At 46.4% G+C, this 18,005-nt stretch carries 16 protein-coding genes; 3 read left to right on the top strand and 13 right to left on the bottom strand.

Translation table 11 applies throughout. The annotated features are described in order from the left end of the window. Positions 1-9 precede the first annotated feature (9 nt). Complete coding sequence (locus V1U08_RS00425) at positions 10-792, top strand: slipin family protein (protein ID WP_330469611.1); 783 nt, start codon at positions 10-12, stop codon at positions 790-792. 99 nt (positions 793-891) lie between these two features. Here the strand turns inward: V1U08_RS00425 and choV are convergent, their stop codons facing one another. From choV to V1U08_RS00360, 13 genes are all read right to left on the bottom strand, one after another. Beyond that, positions 892-2,076: a choline ABC transporter ATP-binding protein gene (choV, locus tag V1U08_RS00420; protein WP_014233985.1), complete on the bottom strand. Its 1,185-nt coding sequence runs from the start codon at positions 2,074-2,076 to the stop codon at positions 892-894. A gap of 2 nt (positions 2,077-2,078) precedes the next feature. Further along, positions 2,079-2,921 (bottom strand): choline ABC transporter permease subunit, encoded by an 843-nt coding sequence (gene choW / locus V1U08_RS00415; protein WP_041170393.1) that lies wholly within the window; start codon positions 2,919-2,921, stop codon positions 2,079-2,081. Between the two features lie 92 nt (positions 2,922-3,013). Continuing rightward, positions 3,014-3,952 carry a choline ABC transporter substrate-binding protein gene (locus tag V1U08_RS00410; RefSeq protein ID WP_020333795.1) on the bottom strand — a complete coding sequence of 313 codons (939 nt, stop codon included), beginning with the start codon at positions 3,950-3,952 and terminating at the stop codon, positions 3,014-3,016. 46 nt (positions 3,953-3,998) lie between these two features. Then, complete coding sequence (gene betA, locus V1U08_RS00405; RefSeq protein WP_330469610.1) at positions 3,999-5,699, bottom strand: choline dehydrogenase; 1,701 nt, start codon at positions 5,697-5,699, stop codon at positions 3,999-4,001. Positions 5,700-5,718: 19 nt separating this feature from the next. Further along, positions 5,719-7,179 (bottom strand): betaine-aldehyde dehydrogenase, encoded by a 1,461-nt coding sequence (gene betB / locus V1U08_RS00400; RefSeq protein WP_330469609.1) that lies wholly within the window; start codon positions 7,177-7,179, stop codon positions 5,719-5,721. 18 nt (positions 7,180-7,197) lie between these two features. Next, positions 7,198-7,797 (bottom strand): transcriptional regulator BetI, encoded by a 600-nt coding sequence (gene betI, locus V1U08_RS00395; RefSeq protein ID WP_014233980.1) that lies wholly within the window; start codon positions 7,795-7,797, stop codon positions 7,198-7,200. A gap of 625 nt (positions 7,798-8,422) precedes the next feature. Further along, positions 8,423-9,181 (bottom strand): SDR family oxidoreductase, encoded by a 759-nt coding sequence (locus V1U08_RS00390; protein WP_239947174.1) that lies wholly within the window; start codon positions 9,179-9,181, stop codon positions 8,423-8,425. Between the two features lie 9 nt (positions 9,182-9,190). Next, the gene (gene mmsB, locus V1U08_RS00385) at positions 9,191-10,087 is read right to left on the bottom strand and encodes a 3-hydroxyisobutyrate dehydrogenase (protein WP_020333790.1); all 897 of its coding nucleotides are present in this window, start codon (positions 10,085-10,087) and stop codon (positions 9,191-9,193) included. 46 nt (positions 10,088-10,133) lie between these two features. Continuing rightward, the gene (locus V1U08_RS00380) at positions 10,134-11,264 is read right to left on the bottom strand and encodes an enoyl-CoA hydratase/isomerase family protein (RefSeq protein WP_330470219.1); all 1,131 of its coding nucleotides are present in this window, start codon (positions 11,262-11,264) and stop codon (positions 10,134-10,136) included. A 27-nt stretch (positions 11,265-11,291) separates the two neighbouring features. After that, complete coding sequence (locus V1U08_RS00375) at positions 11,292-12,068, bottom strand: enoyl-CoA hydratase (RefSeq protein ID WP_020333788.1); 777 nt, start codon at positions 12,066-12,068, stop codon at positions 11,292-11,294. A gap of 50 nt (positions 12,069-12,118) precedes the next feature. Next, positions 12,119-13,273, bottom strand: a complete 1,155-nt coding sequence (locus V1U08_RS00370) for an acyl-CoA dehydrogenase family protein (protein ID WP_330469608.1) — start codon at positions 13,271-13,273, stop codon at positions 12,119-12,121. 84 nt (positions 13,274-13,357) lie between these two features. Next, positions 13,358-14,851, bottom strand: coding sequence for a CoA-acylating methylmalonate-semialdehyde dehydrogenase (locus V1U08_RS00365; protein WP_330469607.1), 1,494 nt, complete (start codon positions 14,849-14,851; stop codon positions 13,358-13,360). Positions 14,852-14,921: 70 nt separating this feature from the next. Further along, entirely contained in the window at positions 14,922-16,100 is a 1,179-nt protein-coding gene (locus V1U08_RS00360) for a thiolase family protein (protein ID WP_065303460.1), read from the bottom strand. A gap of 209 nt (positions 16,101-16,309) precedes the next feature. Here V1U08_RS00360 and V1U08_RS00355 point away from each other — a divergent pair, with 209 nt between their 5' ends. Then, the gene (locus tag V1U08_RS00355) at positions 16,310-16,696 is read left to right on the top strand and encodes a MerR family transcriptional regulator (protein ID WP_005373242.1); all 387 of its coding nucleotides are present in this window, start codon (positions 16,310-16,312) and stop codon (positions 16,694-16,696) included. A 45-nt stretch (positions 16,697-16,741) separates the two neighbouring features. Then, positions 16,742-17,911 (top strand): isovaleryl-CoA dehydrogenase, encoded by a 1,170-nt coding sequence (locus tag V1U08_RS00350; RefSeq protein WP_065298804.1) that lies wholly within the window; start codon positions 16,742-16,744, stop codon positions 17,909-17,911. The last annotated feature ends 94 nt before the right edge of the window (positions 17,912-18,005 follow it).

Below are 18,005 nucleotides of genomic sequence, written 5' to 3'. Positions count from 1 at the left end.
GAGGCGAATATGTTGCTCTACACTGTTTCTGTAATCCTGGTTCTGTTGATCGCACTAGCGACACAAATTTTCAAAGTTCTGCGCGAGTACGAACGTGGCGTAATTTTCTTCTTGGGTCGATTTCAAGAGGTAAAAGGCCCTGGCCTGATCATCTTGATTCCCTTTATCCAACAAATGGTGCGCGTAGACCTGCGAACTGTCGTGTTGGACGTACCGACACAAGACCTTATCACGAAAGATAATGTGTCTGTTCGCGTAAACGCTGTGGTCTATTTTCGCGTCGTCGACCCGCAAATGGCCATCAACAATATTGAGAGCTACAGCGAGGCGACCAGTCAGTTAGCGCAAACAACGCTTCGTTCAGTATTAGGGCAGCATGAGCTAGATGAACTTCTTTCTGAGCGAGAGCGACTCAATAAAGATTTGCAGTCCATCCTCGATCAACAAACGGATGACTGGGGGATTAAAATAGCCACCGTTGAAGTTAAACATGTCGATTTGAATGAAAGTATGGTTCGAGCGCTTGCTCGTCAAGCCGAGGCGGAGCGTAATCGTCGTGCAAAAATCATCCATGCGACTGGTGAATTAGAAGCGTCTAACAAGTTAAAAGAAGCGGCACAAATGCTAAATGAAGCACCAAATGCCTTGCAATTGCGCTATATGCAAACGCTAACTGAAATTACCACCGATAAAACTTCGACAATTATTTTCCCGATGCCAATTAATTTAGTTGAAGCGGTACAAGCTATTGCGAAAGCAGTGAACAAGGACAAAGAAAAGAAAGAGCAATGAGCAGAGTAAATTGAAATTAATTTCGACTCGATAGACAAAAGCCGCAGCGTACCAAAGCTGCGGCTCTTTTTATTCTCCGAACTTTCTGTTCTGGAGTTATCAAGCCACTTTATCTGACCTGAAGTTACCCAGTAGTGCATTGTACAACTCATTGTCGCTCAATATGCCGACCAACTGGTTATCTTCAACCATCAATAAAGGCTGGTTACTGCGCTGTTTAAGCTCTATCGCTTCACGCATACTGATATCCGGGCTAACCTGAACTAACGTATTTTCTTTCACATCATCAAGGTTCGATGATTCGCTATCCCAAAGGATCAACAGCTTATCAGTATCAATTAACCTCAATCCTTTCGGATCTTGCGACACCCAAATGTCTTTATCAGCACAGATGAGAACACGTTCTTCTTGACGTACCAGAGCATCACACGACTGCATTAAAGAACGGCCTTTAAGCACGTTTAACGGGTTAGTATGTGCCACAAAGTCTGCCACATAATCGTTTTCTGGTGTCAGAATGATCTGTTCTGGCTTGCCATGCTGAATCAGTTTGCCCGATTCCATAATGGCAATGTTGTTACCGATTTTAAGTGCTTCATCCAAGTCATGGCTTACAAATAATATCGTTTTGTTCAGCTTCTCTTGGAGCAAAATCAGTTCATCCTGAAGCTGCGCACGAATTAATGGGTCTAGTGCTGAAAACGGTTCGTCCATCAATAAGATGTCAGTGTCCATCGAAAAGGCGCGAGCCAAGCCAACACGCTGCTGCATACCGCCAGAAAGCTCATGAGGAAACTTGTTTTCCCACTCTGACAATCCCACCATTTCTAACTGTGCACGTGCTTTTTCACGACGCTCAGCTTTGCCAATGCCTTGCATTTCCAGTCCAAACGCCACGTTATCTAAGACCGATAACCAAGGCATCAAAGCGAACTTCTGAAATACCATAGAAACACGATGAGTACGTAAATGGCGAAGCGTCTGTTCATCACAGTTCGCGAGTTCTACCATGTCGTCACCATCTTTGATTTTCAGTGAACCACGGGAAATGTTATTTAACCCGTTCACGGTACGAAGTAAGCTGGATTTACCCGAGCCCGACAAGCCCATCAGTACACAAATTTCACCCTGTTTAACGCTCAATGATACGTTATCAACCCCGACGACCTGACCAGTTTCATCGATAATTTCTTGTCGCGATTTACCTTGGTCTAGCAGGTTCAGCGCTTGCGTTTGCTGTTGACCAAAAACCACATCAAGATTTTCAATAGTAATTGCGTCCATGATTACGCCTCCTTCTGGTTTGGTGCTTTACACAAGCGATCAAGGATGATTGCCACAAGAACGATCGCTAATCCTGCTTCAAAACCTTGTGAGATGTTTACGGTGTTTAGCGCACGTACAACCGGCTTGCCTAAACCGTCAGCACCCACTAGCGCCGCGATAACCACCATTGAAAGAGACAGCATGATACATTGCGTCACGCCTGCCATGATACTTGGTAATGCCGCAGGTAACTCCACCTTAAACAGCAGTTTCATACGGCTTGCACCAAACGCTTTACCTGCTTCCAACAACTCTTCCGGCACTTTAATGATGCCTAGATAAGTCAATCGAATTGGAGCCGCAATGGCGAAGATAATGGTTGAGATAAGCCCAGGTACGATACCTAAACCAAACAGAACCAGTGTCGGGATCAGGTATACAAACGTTGGTACGGTTTGCATCAAGTCCAGAATCGGTCTGAGTAATGTATACAACCAAGGACGATGCGCAGCCATAATTCCTAAAGGCACACCAATTAATACGGAAATCGTTGTCGCAGCAAAAACAAGGACAAAGGTTTCCAGCATCTCTTGCCAATAGCCAAGGTTAAGAATCGCGAGTAACGCAAGCACGATAAATACAACAAGAGGAAGACTACGATGTAGGAACCACGCGATTGCCGCCGTCATGATGATTGGAGCCGCAGGTGGCATCCATTTGAAAATATCCACCACAAACATAATGATGGTTTCAAGTGTAATTGAGATAGTATCAAAGAACCCAGACGCATTGATGGTTAACCAATCAACACCCGTTTCCATCCACTGCCCTAATGGTAGTTTGTTGTCCGTAATAATATTCACAATAAACCCTTTGTGTTAATGAAGTGGGCATCACCGCCCACTACTATCCCCAAATCGTTACTCAAGTTGAGTTTCTTGGGGTATAAATCGAATTAAGCGTTTGTTTTTAGGTACGCTGTGATCGCTGCCTGTGCATCCTGGCCATCGACCGTTTTCACATCCTTAAGCCACGCTTCGATTTGATCTTGATTCGCGTTTAACCACGCTTGTGCCGCTTTCGATGGCTTTTGCTTCTGGTTAAGAATCGCTTCCATTAACTCGTTTTCCATTTCTAGGCTGAACTCTAGGTTTTTCACTAGTTGACCTACATTTGGACACTCAGAAAGGTAGTTTTTGCGTACGTTTGTGTAGACATTCGCGCCACCGTAATTTGGGCCGAAGAAGTCATCACCGCCTGAAAGGTATTCCATTTCAACGTTGTTGTTCATCGGGTGCGGTGCCCAACCCAGGTAAACAATCCACTGGTTGCGACGCACTGCGCGTGAAACTTGTGACACCATGCCAGCTTCACTCGATTCGATAAGGCTGAAACCTTTTAAACCAAATGCATCGCTGTCGATCATAGATTGAATTAAGCGGTTACCATCGTTACCTGGTTCGATGCCATAAATGCGGTCTTTAAACTTGTCAGCATGTTTTACCAGGTCAGCAAAGCTCGTTACGCCCGAGTCATAAACGTATTTTGGTACCGCAAGCGTGTACTTAGCTCCGACAAGGTTTGCTTTAACGGTTTCGACGGTGCCAGCATCGCGGTATTTGGCGATATCGCCTTCCATTGTTGGCATCCAGTTGCCCAGGAAAATATCAATGTCACCATTGGCCATTGATGAGTAAGTTACAGGTACAGAAAGCAGATCTGTCTTGGTCTTGTACCCTAACCCTTTTAGTATTTCTGAAGTAACGGCGGTTGTTGCTGTAATGTCTGTCCAACCTACATCAGCAAATCGAACGGTTTCACACTGATTTGCGTAAGCACCGGTTGCTAAGGTACTTAACGCGATAGTTGATACAATTTTCGTCATCTTAGACATGTTTAGTTCCTTGTAATGATTACTGACTATTTGTTGATTATTTGAATTATGAGATTGAATCTAAATTTCTTTTTGGTGGATGCATTCGTTGCATCTCTTGCCAGTTCGGTGCAATCCAAACTGGAGTATTGTTTGATTTTTGTAATGCGTTTCCGAGGATCATATCCGCAGCGCGTTCGGCAACCATGATGGTTGGCGCATTCAAGTTGCCGTTTGGAATGGTTGGGAAAATAGATGAATCCACAACACGTAATCCTTGGATGCCACGTACCTGACACTGCTCATTCAGAACGGCTAACGGGTCATCGTCCGCCCCCATTTTGCAGCTACACGATGGATGGTAAGCACTCTCTACGTTCTGCTTCACCCATTCATCAATTTGCTCGTCAGTCGTGATGTTTAAACCCGGTTGGATTTCATCGCCACGAAACTCGTCCATCGCTGGCTGATTCAAGATTTCACGTGTCAGACGGATACAATCACGCCAGTCCTGCTTATCTTGCTCGGTGGAGATGTAGTTGAATTCGATCTTCGGCTTGTCGTTCGGATTCGACGAAATTACTTCTACTGAGCCTCGGCTTTCTGGCTTATTAGGGCCAACGTGCACCTGGAATCCATGACCATCAAAGGCAGCCTGACCGTCATAACGCATCGCAGCAGGTAAGAAGTGGTATTGAATATTCGGCCACTTCAAGCCTTCGCGAGAACGAATAAACGCGCACGATTCAAAATGATTCGTCGCACCGAGGCCTTTACGGGTGAGAATCCACTCAGTACCGATTAACCCTTTGCTCACCAAACCTAACTTACTGTTAAGTGTGATCGGCTGTTTACAATGATATTGAAAGTAAACCTCCAGATGGTCTTGCAGGTTTTTACCCACGCCTTCCAACTGGTGATTCACCTCGATACCTGCTTTTTCCAGCACATCTTTAGGACCAATACCGGAAAGTTGCAGCAGCTGTACCGAACCAATTGAACCCGCACTAGAAATCACTTCACTGTTTGCAAAACATTGCTTAACAGAACCTGATTGCTCGAATTCAACGCCGACCGCTTTCTTGCCTTCAAGTAAAACGCGATGGACGGTGATTCGCTTCATTAACGTGAAGTTCTTACGCTTTTTAGCACGGCTTAAGTACGCATTAGACGTCGAAGCACGCACGCCTTTATCAACAGTCATATGCATCGGACCGAAGCCCTCTTGCTGGTAACCGTTGTAGTCATCAGTTTCTGGGTAACCCGCATCTTTACCAGCTTCGATAAACGCTTCGTATAGCGGGTTAAGCTTCATGTCATTACCGTTGCAGGTGCCAACAGGGCCATTATCGCCACGGTATTCGTCCGCGCCACCAACCCAAGATTCCGCTTTACGGAAGTAAGGTAAACACGCCTGATAGTTCCAGCCTTTCGCACCCTCTTCTTCCCACTGGTCGAAGTCGCAAGCATGACCACGTACGTAAACCATGCCGTTAATAGATGAGCTACCGCCAAGAACTTTCCCGCGAGGACAGTGCAGTTGGCGTCCATCAAGGCCGTCTTCTTTAACGGTCTCGAATTGCCAAGCGTATTTTTCGGTGTTCATCGGATAAGAAAGTGCTGTTGGCATTTGGATAAAAATACTCTTATCTGTACCGCCCGCTTCTAGCAATAAAACAGAGTGCTGACCACTTTCACTCAAGCGATCCGCTAAAACACAGCCGGCCGAACCCGCACCGACGATAATATAATCGTAGCGTTGTTGCATTTTGATTCTCCTGGAAGGTTTAAGCGTAAGGGCTTTCGAAATCGCTCAGTTGAACTAATACGCTCTTGGTTTGCGTATAGTGCTTCAGTGTTTCGACGCCGTTTTCGCGGCCAATACCTGATTGCTTGTAACCGCCTACTGGCATTTCTGCCGGAGAATCACCCCAGGCATTAACCCAGCAGATACCCGCCTGAATTTTATGAATAACGCGATGTGCACGAGAGAGGTTCTGCGTGAAAACACCCGCTGCCAGACCATACTCCGTGTCGTTCGCACGCTCGATAACCTCAGCTTCATCACTGAACTTAAGCACAGACATGACAGGACCAAAGATCTCTTGCTGTACGTGGCTCATGCTATCGTCACAGTCGATAAATACCGTTGGAGCAACGAAGTTACCGCTTGCAAGACCTTTGTCCGTGACTTTGTAACCACCAGTCAGCAGAGTCGCGCCGCTTGCTTTCGCTTCTTCAATTGCAGACAACACTTTGCCTTCGTGCTCTTTTGAAATTAGAGCGCCAATTTGCGTGTTTTCATCAAGGGGATCACCGACAACCAGCAGTTCAGTACGAGCTTTAAGCTGCGCCACGAATTCGTCGTAAATGGATTCATGAACAAAAACACGAGTACCGTTGGTGCACACTTCACCTTGAGTGTAAAAGTTTGCAACCATGGCAGCCGATACTGCATCGTTCAGTTTTGCATCTTCGAACACGATCAGTGGTGACTTACCACCCAGTTCCATGGTGACTTGCTTAAGTGTTTTCGCGCTGTCACCCATAACGACTTTGCCTGTACCGCACTCGCCAGTGAACGAGACTTTTGCAATATCCGGATGCGCCGTTAGCATTTGGCCAACACGGTAATCACCCTGCACAACATTAAATACACCGTCAGGCATGCCCGCTTCTGAGTAAATTTCAGCCAGTTTAAGTGCTGTCAGCGGCGTTTCTTCCGATGGTTTGAAAATCATTGCGTTACCAGCAGCAAGCGCCGGTGCGGATTTCCACATCGCGATTTGAATTGGGTAGTTCCAAGCACCTATACCCGCACAAATGCCTAAAGGTTCACGGCGTGTGTAGAAAAACTGGTTTTCATTAAGCGGTTGTTGTTCGCCCTGTAAGCTAGGCGCTAAGCCCGCATAGTATTCCAGTACATCAGCACCTGTCGTAATATCAACAGCGTTTGCTTCTTGGATTGGCTTACCTGTATCCGCTACTTCTAGTGCGGCTAATTCGTCATTACGTTCGCGTAGAATCGCAACGGCTTTGTTAAGAATACGGCTACGTTCGATTGCCGTCATTGCAGACCATACTTCAAAGCCGCGTTTTGCAGACTCAACCGCCGCTTCCATATCATGCTGATTTGCTTGTTTAACATTGGCTAACGGCTCACCATTAGCCGGATTGTATGTGGTGAAATGCTCTTCAGAGCTTCCGGTGTACATTGCACCGTCGATGTAATGTGTTTTCATTTCCATTTTGAAGACCTGTGACTTTTAAATTTTTTGTGAGTAGTACGTTAGCTGCTTTTCGAGATAGTCGTTGATGATGACTCTTGCTTTTTCTGCATCGATGCCTTGCGGGTTGAGCGTTCCGCGTAGCCATATTCCATCAATGAGTGACGCAATCCCATGAGCAACCAATTCCGCTTGCTCTGCACTTAATAGTGCTTTTAATTCTCTTCTTAGATGGGACAAAAGACGTCGTTCGTTTACACGTTGCAGACGCTTTAGTTGTTCGTCATGCATCGAATAAGACCAGAAGGCTAGCCATGTCTTGGCCACTTTGTTTTCAGCCTGAAAGCCGACAAAGTTACCGTCAATAATGGCATTAATACGTTGATGATGAGCATCAGCCGGCAGCTCACGAAGCTTTTTCGTGATCGTGAATGAAAGCTGGCGAAGGATCTCGCGCATCGTTTCTTCCAATAACCCGTGCTTACCACCAAAGTAATGATTGATGATACCCGTTGATACGCCAGCTTCTTTGCTGATCAACGAGATACTCGCTGCATGTAAGCCCACCCTATCAATCACTGACATTGTCGCTTTCACCAGCTGTGGCTTCCTGATTTCAGGCATTCCCACCTTCGGCATTTCATCCCCTTTCATTTTTAATTGAACGGTTAGTTAAATATAAAATGCCTGAATTTTAGTTCGATCTCAAACTATTTTTTGTAGATTCATCCGAAGAATGTTGGAAATTTGCGCTTTGAGACACAGAGATGACGTGTTGAAAATGACTCATTAAAAGGCGATACACAGCTTAACTAAAGAAAATTAATCTTTATTTTTCAATATATTATAGACATAAAATTATTATCTTTGTGTTTTTTAATTTTCGGGTAGATTAATTTTCAAATTTATCAACACAAAAAATTTACATCGTACACTAATGATTGCACCGATACTGTTCTGTTTGCACAAACATTGCCCACGCCATGTGGTAACAGTCTCATAACATTATAATTTTCATTTGCACAATTATTGGTCGCTATGAAATAGGATTTTACATACCCAATAACGGCGATTCAAAAGTGTGATCCGCACACAGTTTTAGAAAACACACTTAAAAAGAGGTAAAGAGAAACGGGAAAGATAAATTGGCATGTAACGTAAAACAGATAGAGAGGCTCAATCTTGTTTTATGCAACTGCCATCAATGAGGAAATTTTGATGTTGGCTAACAATACAACGAACATTGTTAGCCTTGTGAGTGAGGTTACATTCGCATACCACCATCTACTTCTAATACTCTTCCGGTCACGAACTCGTTAGTTAATGCATATTTCACGGTCGCGGAGATTTCATCAGCAAGCCCCAAACGACCGACAGGAATCATCTTGATTAGCCTATCCATAGCTTCTGGTTTAATCTGGTCCGTCATCGCCGTTTTGATTACGCCCGGCGCGATAGCAACAGAGCGAATACCAAATCGGCCTAATTCCTTCGCCCATACCGTCGCCATTGTCGCCACTGCTGCTTTGGAGGCAGAGTAGTTGGTTTGACCAATATTCCCAGCTCGAGCCACACTGGATATATTAATAAGCACACCTTTACTGTCGGTGTTGAGCATCACTTTGCTCGCTTCACGACCGCATAAGAAAGTACCCGTGACATTTACGTCCATAACCGACTGGAACTGCTCCAGAGACATTGGCGTGATCTGACCGTCTTTCACTTTTATGAACATACCATCACGCATGATGCCAGCGTTGTTAATCACGCCATTGAGCTGCTTAAAGTCCGCTTCAATTTGCTCAAATGCCGCACAAACCTGTTGTTCGTTTGTCACGTTCGTCACATAAACTCGGGCATTAACGCCCAGAGATTCACACTCTGCCTGTGTATCCCTCAATTGTTCCAAATTGAGATCGATTAACGCGAGATTCACTCCGCTTTCTGCCAGCGATAATGCCATCTGTTTGCCAAGCCCCTGCCCAGCACCTGTAATCGCAACAACCTTATTTGCTAACTCCATAAGCGCTCCTTAGGCTTGGTTTTGCTTTTGGTAGAACTCAAACAAGCTAGAGAAATCTTTTTGTCCGTTGCCCTGACCGTTATGAAAATTAAATAGATTGCGTGCCACGCTACCCATTGGCGTTGAAGTTTGACTGGCAACTGCCGCTTCCATAGCAAGACCGAGGTCTTTCGCCATAAGCTGACTCATAAAACCACCTTGATAGCCATTACTCGCCGGCGCATTCTCCATCACGCCAGGACACGGGTTGTAAAGCTCTAACGCCCAGTTTCGACCTGAGCTTTGCAGCATAATGTCAGACAGCACTTTAGGATCGAGACCGTTCTCGATACCGAGGTTAAGTGCCTCACAAGTGCCGCTCATCAGAATACCCAGCATCATGTTATTGCAGATTTTTGCCACCTGACCAGCGCCAGCGTCACCCGCATGGAAGATGTTTTTTCCCATATGGCAAAGCAACGCTTTAGCCTGAACAAAGTTCTCTTGTGAGCCACCAACAATAAATGTCAGTGTCCCTGCTGCTGCGCCAGCCACACCTCCCGAAACCGGTGCATCGACAAAGCTGATGCCTAACTGTTGTGCCTTTTCGCCAACCATACGTGCGGTCGCGGGATCAATGGTGGATGAATCAATCAGCAATGTTCCAGACTCAACGCTTTCTAAAATGCCATCCTGACCAAGATAGACACTTTTTACATGCTGACTAGCAGGTAACATAGTGACGACAATGCCAGCACCTTGAACGACTTGCTGAACAGAATCAGCACTCGAAGCACCAAGTGCGGTTAGTTCCGCCACAGCGTTCGGATTCAAATCAAATACTTCAACCTTCAAACCGGCTTTAACCAGGTTCTTAGCCATAGGTGCGCCCATATTGCCAAGACCAATAAATGCTATTTTATCCATGTTCTGTCTCTTCCTTGTCGCTAATCCGTTTAACTATTCCGTTCAACTAAAGTTCAGCTGTCGCCAATTGCGTGTCTTTGAGTGGGTAATCCACTGAATCAATGGGTGCAAAAAAGCGTTGCAGCTCTTGTGGTGTCACTTCGACAACACTCTTGTGCATCCACGTTGGCTGATTGGTTTTATCGATGATGAGCGCACGAACCCCTTCTCTAAAGTCACCTTCTAAGCCACAACGCAATGTGAGATTAAACTCCATATCAAAACAAGCATCCAAAGACAGCCCCTGATACTGAGTCAATTGTTGGTAAGTAAGATTGAGTGAAAGAGGACTGCCATAACTGAGTGCTTTCTGCGCGTTCTCGAACCATTTATCATCCACATCAGCGTTGGCTATCGCGTCAGCTATCGTTGGTAAATCGCCATGACAAAGCTGCTCTATCAAGTTAGCATGAGGTAACATCAATCCCTCGCCCGGTTCGTCGACTTCTAAAGTACGAAGTAGTGTCGCAATCTTCTCGTTAATGTCTGTCTCACTTTTCCAATTTAAATCAGACAGTTGAGAGAAGAAATCCCCTTTGCTATCAGGCTGGGTAATCCATTGGCTCAACCCTAATGCTTTCATATCGGTCGCATTAATCTGACAGGCAGTTAAACTAAGAAACAGCGCGTAGTGTTTTGGTAACTGATTCAAAAAGTAGGTCGCACCCACATCAGGATAAAGACCAATCTTGATTTCTGGCATCGCAAAGCGAGTGTTGGTCTCCGCCACGCGATGACTTGCGCCCATAAACAGACCGACCCCACCCCCCATCAGGTAGCCATGCCCCCAAGCGATAATCGGCTTTGAATAGGTATGAATCAGGTGATCGCAGCGGTATTCAAGATCGAAGAACGTCTTCATCGCGGAAAGTGCAGAGTTAAAATCTTGCTCTTTGTTTTCTAACGCGCGGTAAATGGCTTGAATATCACCACCTGCACAGAATGCTTTTTCACCCTTCGCATGCAAACACACCGCAACGATGTTGTCATCGACTTGCCACTCGATCAGCTGATTGTATAGCTGCTCAATCATTACATAACTCAGTGCGTTGAGCGCCGCCGGATTATCTAACTCCAGTACACCAATGACAGAACCATCGGCACACTCTAGCTTTGACACGTTTACTTTGCTGGTCATCTCTACGTTGCTCGCCATGGTGACTCCTTAGCTATTGGTCCAGTTTGGCTTACGCTTTTGCAAGAAAGCGTTCACACCCTCTGTCTGATCTTGCGTATTGAAAAGCTGTAAGAACAGTTCACGTTCCAAAACCAGCCCTGCCGCATGTGTCTGGCTACGTCGATTTTGGATGAGTGTTTTGCAAGCAGATACAGACTTAGGCGATTGACCCGCGACACGCTGTGCCAGTTCCATTGCAGTTTCCAACGCTTGTCCTTTTTCAACGACTTCTTCGACCAAACCAATTTTCTCTGCTCGCTCGGCTGTCACACGTTCACCACATAGGATCATGCGCTTCGCCCAACCTTCACCGACTAACGCAGTGAGATTTTGCGTTCCTCCGGCACAAGGCAATAAGCCAACCGACGCTTCTGGTAACGCCATTTGTACTTGCTCTTCAGCGATACGAATGTCGCAAGCCATCGCTACTTCTAGGCCACCGCCCATTGCATAGCCATTGATCGCCGCGATAGACACCCCATCAAACGCTGATAAGGCTTCAAACGCTTCACCAAATGCGAACGCCATATCCGCGGCTTGCGATTTGTCACCCGAGGCGAAATTATTAAGGTCTGCACCAGCAGAGAAGAACTTCTCCCCTTCACCCGTTAGTACCAAAGCGTAGATAGAGCGATCGTTGCTGAGTTCAATTGCCAACTCTTTAAGCTGATTCAAAGACTCAAGCGTCCACGTATTCGCAGGTGGATTGCTGATGGTTAGCTTGGCAATGTGATTTTCGCGCTCTAATTTGATTTGTGCTGTCATAATCTTTCAATCCCTTTTTTATTCTTTAAGGTAAGGCTCTACCGCGCAGGCTAAACCAGCTCAACGCCTTCCGAGAGTAGGCGTCTTGAGATGATAAGACGCATGATTTCGTTGGTACCTTCAAGAATTTGGTGAACACGAACGTCTCTGAAGTGACGCTCAACTGGATATTCTTTGATGTAGCCATAACCGCCGTGAATTTGCAGTGCCTCGTCACAAACCTTGAAGCCCACATCCGTTGCAAAGCGTTTCGCCATTGCGCAGTACGCACTTTTTTCTGCGTGTTGAGCATCGAGTTTTGCAGCCGCAAGTCTCACCATTTGACGGGCAGCGACCAGCTCTGTTGCCATGTCCGCCAGCTTGAATTGCAGCGCCTGGAATTGAGCTAGTGAACGTCCAAACTGTTTACGCTCTGTCATGTACTGTTTTGCTTCGTTCAGCGCTTGTTGTGCCGTGCCAACAGAACAGGTAGCGATATTGATTCGGCCACCATCAAGGCCGAGCATAGCGAATTTAAAGCCTTCACCCTCTTCACCCAACAAGTAGTCAGCCGGAATTCGGACGTTTTCGAAGGTGATCATGCGCGTTGGTTGGCAGTTCCAGCCCATTTTGGCTTCTTTCTTACCGTAACTGATGCCTTCGCTGTCAGCAGGCACAACAAAAGCAGATACACCGCCAGCACCTTCTCCACAAGAGCGAGCCATAACAACGAGTACGTCCGTATCACCCGCGCCAGAGATAAACACTTTTGCGCCATTCAAAACAAACTCATCGCCATCACGCACTGCGCTCGTCGTCAGAGATGCCGCGTCAGAACCCGCATTTGGCTCAGTGAGGCAGTAAGAAGCGAGCTTTTCACCCGTGATCAATTCACCACTAAATTGTTGAGCAACTTCCGGTTTGGCAAAGCTGGTGATCATCCAGGTTGCCATATTATGGATAGTCATAAACGCTGTAGTTGCCGTACAACCCATCGCCAATTGTTCAAAAATAATCGCAGCATCCAAACGGGAAAGCCCCAGGCCACCGTGCTCAGGTGGCGTATAGATACTCAAAAAACCCAGTTCACCCGCCTGACGAAGTACATCTTTAGGGAAGTGTTGTTTTTCATCCCACTCTGCGGCGTGCGGTGCAAGCATCTGTTCTGCGAACTGTTTAGCTGCGTCTGCGAATGCGATTTGATCTTCGTTTAATTCAAAATCCATCTTGAAGTCCTAAGGTCTAATTCATTGCATTTGAATCTAGGCCAAGCAGGAATAAGCTTGGCCATATACTGTTAACGTGGGTAATTAGCTAAGCTGAATGGTCATGTTCGGACCGCTTGGAATGTCATCTTCAAACCAGCGTGCGGTGACCGTTTTCGTTTCAGTGTAGAAGCGAACCGCTTGTTTACCGTAGGCATGCAAATCGCCATAGAAACTGCCTTTCCAACCCGTAAATGAGAAGAATGGCAACGGAACTGGGATTGGCACGTTAATACCCACATTACCCACTTCAATATTGTGCTGATACTTTCTCGCGGCAGCGCCATTCGCTGTGAAAATAGACGTACCGTTACCAAAACGGTTCGCGTTGATAAGCTCAATCGCCTCGTCCAGATTGTCCACTTCCATGGTCAGCAACACTGGGCCAAAAATCTCTTCCTGATAAATCGACATGTCTGTCGTCACGTTGGTAAACAGTGTTGGACCCACCCAGTTGCCGTCAGGAAAACCAGCCACTTGGCAGTCGGTACCGTCCAGAACACAGTTCGCGCCAGATTCTTTGCCTTCATTAATTAAGTTCACCACACGTTGTTTCGCTTGCGGGCTAATAAGCGGTCCATAACCCGCTGATTCATTATCCCACGCACCTGGCTGAACTTGAGCTAACGCCTCTTTAAGCTCTGGAATCCATTCTTTCGTTTCACCAACAAACACCGCGACCGAAATCGCCATACAGCGCTGACCAGCGGCACCCACTGAAGCGCCAACAAGGTTATTAATCACTTGCTGTTTATTTGCATCAGGCATAATAACCATGTGATTCTTTGCACCAGCAAAGGACTGAACGCGTTTTAGGTTGTCAGTGCCCGTTTTGTAGATGTACTCACCAACCGGCACAGAGCCAACAAAAGAGATAGCGCGGACGACTGGATCAGTAAGAATGCGGTCAACCTGCTCTTTGGTACCGTGGACAATTTGCAATACACCTTTGGGTGCACCGGCCTGTTCAAACAGTTCAGCCAGTTTCATCGCGGTTAGCGGCACTTGCTCCGACGGTTTCAAAATAAAGGTGTTGCCGCACGCAATCGCCATAGGGAACATCCACAATGGGATCATCGCAGGAAAGTTAAACGGAGTGATACCGGCACAAACACCAAGTGGTTGAATGTAAGAGTAACCATCAATATTCGTTGCGACATTCTCAACCGTTTCGCCCATCATTGAGCTACAAATGTTTGCGGCTTGTTCAACGACTTCAATCCCGCGCCAAACATCACCTTTAGCATCCGCTAGGGTTTTACCTGTCTCGCTTGAAAGCAATATTGCCAACTCGTCGTGCTGCTCTTTTAGTAGATGTTGGTAACGCAGCATCAATCTTGCACGCTCCGGTGCAGCCACTTCTTTCCAACGCTTAAACGTCTCTGTTGCGCTGGCGATCGCCGCATTCATTTCTGATTCCGTGGCACAAGGTACTTGTGCAATCACTTCATTGGTTGCCGGGTTGGTTACATCTAGCCATTGTTTTGAGTCGGAGATGGCGAATTCACCACCGATATACTGCTTTACTTGTTCTGTCATGATGACATCCTTGTATTTTTCAGCTTGTTACTGACTACTGTTATGTAAGTGAAACTTTGTTGAGAATGGATTAGCAGATTTCAATCGCGATAGCGGTTGCCTCACCGCCACCAATACAAAGCGATGCAACGCCACGTTTTCCGCCAGTTTGCTTAAGCGCGTGAATCAACGTCACGAGGATGCGGTTACCACTGGCACCAATAGGATGACCTAACGCACAAGCACCACCGCGCGGGTTAACTTTGTTCTCATCGAGTTCGAGTACTTTCACTGCGTATTGAGTGACAACAGCAAAGGCCTCGTTAATTTCCCAAAGGTCAACGTCCGATTTGTCCCAGCCCGTTTTTTCCAGCAGTTTTTCAATCGCGAAGACAGGTGCGATGGTGAACTCTTCTGGCAGCCTTGCATGTGTGTTGTAACCCACGATTTTGGCCAGAGGTTGAAGGTTTTCCTGACGACCAAACTCGCTATCGACCAATACCATTGCCGACGCGCCATCTGAAATGGAGCTTGAGTTTGCCGCTGTTACGCCACCATCTTTAGCAAACGCAGGGCGCAAAGTTGGAATTTTGGCAACGTCGAGTTTGCTCGGTTGCTCATCGTCGGCAACTAAGATGTCGCCGCGTCGACTTTTCACGTTAACAGGCACGATCTCTTCTTTGAACAAACCTTGCTCAATTGCTTGCTGCGCGCGAGTCACCGATTGCTGCGCCCAAGAATCCATGCTTTCACGATTAAACTGATACTTTTGCGCTGTTTGTTCAGCGAAGACACCCATCAGCTCGCCTTTATAAGCATCCTGTAAACCATCATAAAACATGTGGTCGAGCACTTGTTCGTGACCTAAACGGAAACCCTCGCGCGCTTTCTTTAATAGATAAGGAGACGAAGACATGTTTTCCATACCACCAGCAATAACCGCGTGCGCGTTGCCAGATTGAATAAGATCATGAGCAAGCATCACGGTCTTCATACCCGACCCACACACTTTGTTCAGCGTGGTACAACCGATGGATTGTGGCATGTCAGCTTTTAAACTCGCCTGTCTTGCAGGTGCTTGTCCCACACCTGCTGGCAGAACACAGCCCATCAGTACTTCATCTATTTTGTCTGCATCAAGCTGACTTTCTGCTAAAGCGCCCTGAATGGCTGTCGCCCCGAGTTCAGTGACATCGGTTGAAGCTAATGCCCCTTGAAAAGCACCGATAGGCGTTCGTTTAGCGGCAACAATCCATGTTTCGTTTTTCATTCTGTTAACCTTTTGTTGACGTTTACGTCATAACTATACTAACATTTACGTTAACGTCAAGTTTGAGGTTATTGTTTGTTCGAGTGAATCGTCAGTTTCGGGTAAACGTCAGTAATATCAAGGCTCAAGAGTGTTCACTAGTTGTTTACTTTAACGTTAACGAATTGTATATTCGGATAAATGTTATACGAAAGTCGTAAGGTTAAAGAATGAATACATTTAAGATCAGTGAGCTCGCTAAGGAGTTCGATATTACAACCCGAAGTATTCGCTTTTACGAAGATTTAGGTCTGCTAACTCCAGAACGTAAAGGCAACACTCGAATCTACAATGGTCGCGATCGAATTCGACTAAAACTGATTTTGCGAGGTAAGCGATTAGGCTTTTCTCTTGCAGATATCAAAGAGTTGTTTGAACTCTACGATACCGATCAAAGTACTGAGCAGTTGAACTATATGATTCGGTTGATCGAAGAGAAGAAGGCAGCATTGCAACAGCAGGCGAATGACATTCAAGCGGTAATGATGGAATTAAATGCTGCGCAGTTGCGATGCCAAAACACACTGAGATCCATGAAAGGCGAAAAAGTCACCTGACACCTCAGCACTGGGATGTAGGTGACGTAAAGGCAAGGACACGCAATGAAATCTACCTACTCTTCCCTAAACTTTGTTTATGACGAAAATACCGATTTGCTTCGCGAGCAAATCAATAGTTTTGCTGCAAGAGAAATTGCGCCTCTCGCGCAATCTATCGACCAATCTAACGACTTTCCAAACCATCTTTGGTCCAAATTAGGTGAAATGGGTCTTTTAGGTGTGACCACCAGCGAAGAGTTTGGTGGCGCAAACATGGGCTACCTCGCCCACGTGATAGCGATGGAAGAAATCAGCCGGGCATCAGCTTCGGTTGCTTTAAGCTACGGTGCGCACTCCAACCTTTGTGTTAACCAAATCCACCGCAACGGGACACAAGCTCAAAAAGAGAAATATCTGCCTAAGCTCATCTCCGGTGAACATATTGGCGCGCTAGCAATGAGCGAGCCTGGCGCAGGTTCCGATGTGGTATCCATGCAGCTCAAAGCCGAACGTAAAGGCGATATCTTCCTGCTAAATGGCAACAAAATGTGGATCACTAATGGTCCGGATGCCCATACCTATGTTGTCTACGCCAAAACCGATCCAAGCCAGCATTCTAAAGGCATCACGGCCTTTATCGTAGAACGTGGATACCCGGGATTCACTCAAGCGCAAAAGCTCGACAAACTAGGCATGCGCGGTTCGAACACTTGTGAATTGGTATTCCAAAACTGCGAAGTCCCTGCTGAAAACATTCTTGGTGAAGAAAACCAAGGCGTGAAAGTGTTGATGAGCGGTTTGGACTACGAACGCGTTGTGCTTGCCGGCGGCCCGCTTGGCATTATGCAGGCATGTATGGATATCGTTGTGCCATATATTCACGACCGTAAACAGTTCGGCAAATCCATTGGCGAATTCCAGCTTGTACAAGCGAAAATCGCGGATATGTACACACAAATGAATGCTGCTAAAGCCTACGTTTACGCTGTGGCAGCCGCTTGTGATCGCGGTGAAACCACACGTAAAGACTCCGCTGGTGCGATTCTCTACAGCGCGGAACTGGCAACCAAAATGGCTTTGGATGCGATCCAGTTACTCGGTGGAAACGGCTATATCAATGAGTTTGATACGGGTCGTCTGCTTCGTGATGCCAAACTGTACGAAATCGGCGCGGGCACTTCGGAAATCCGACGCATGCTTATTGGTCGCGAATTGTTTAACGAAAGCGCCTAGTTATCATTCAACCCCAGGCGGACTGACTCAACACATTTCATTATTCAACCTAAATTGGTGACAGGCAATCTGTGCCTGTCACTCCGAATGGAGA

It is taken from the genome of Vibrio sp. YYF0003 (genome assembly GCF_036350715.1).
Lineage (GTDB): Bacteria > Pseudomonadota > Gammaproteobacteria > Enterobacterales > Vibrionaceae > Vibrio > Vibrio natriegens.
The sequence above is the reverse complement of the archived record's forward strand: the minus strand, read 5'-3'. Positions and strand labels throughout refer to the sequence as shown.